The sequence below is a fragment of the Staphylococcus sp. EG-SA-2 genome (genome assembly GCF_017152085.1).
The window spans coordinates 1-932 of record NZ_JACYHC010000930.1; the positions used below are offsets into that span (position 1 = coordinate 1).

The window sequence follows — 932 nt, forward strand, 5'->3', positions numbered from 1 at the left end:
TCAGATTCGGACAGCGACTCAGACTCAGACAGTGATTCAGATTCAGATAGCGACTCAGACTCAGATAGCGACTCAGATTCAGACAGCGATTCAGACTCAGATAGTGACTCAGATTCGGACAGCGATTCAGACTCAGATAGCGACTCAGATTCAGACAGTGATTCAGACTCAGATGCAGGTAAGCACACACCTGTTAAACCAATGAGTACTACTAAAGACCATCACAATAAAGCAAAAGCATTACCAGAAACAGGTAATGAAAATAGTGGCTCAAATAACGCAACGTTATTTGGCGGATTATTCGCAGCATTAGGATCATTATTGTTATTCGGTCGTCGTAAAAAACAAAATAAATAATACAGCTTATACCAGGTCCGTGAGGCCTGGTTTTTTATTTCAAAATTTATGAAATGTATCTTATGTTTGAGATTAAATAGTGCAATTTTTTAAAAAATATAACATAAATCAACATAAATTTAATTCATCTTTACATTAAAAGTACAAACGAATAAGAAAAGCAATTAAACACAGTATCAAACCATTTAAAACAATTGATATAAAAAACAAACGAATAATTAAAAATTACTAGAATTAATTTATTCAAACCAAAGTGTAAAATAACAGTCTTAGATAAATAAATTTATTTAAAGTATTGTGCTTTATCTAAAAATGTATTACGATGGGAATACAAATTTTTATATGTAAAAATATTAATTTTTTGCAAATATTGATATTTTAAAGGAGATTTATATGATTAACAGGGATAATAAAAAGGCAATAACAAAAAAGGGTATGATTTCAAATCGCTTAAACAAATTTTCGATTAGAAAGTATACTGTAGGAACTGCATCGATTTTAGTAGGTACGACATTGATTTTTGGTCTAGGGAACCAAGAAGCTAAAGCTGCTGAAAACACTAGTACAGAAAATGC

The 932-nt window shown here is 30.9% G+C and carries 2 protein-coding genes; both read left to right on the plus strand.

Annotation, left to right across the window (positions count from 1 at the left end):
* Positions 1-357 (plus strand): LPXTG cell wall anchor domain-containing protein (locus IDG60_RS16340; protein ID WP_031877711.1); only part of this gene is annotated, 357 nt, incomplete at its 5' end.
* A gap of 393 nt (positions 358-750) precedes the next feature.
* Positions 751-932: YSIRK-type signal peptide-containing protein (locus tag IDG60_RS16345; RefSeq protein ID WP_031884565.1), on the plus strand; the 182-nt coding region annotated here is incomplete at its 3' end.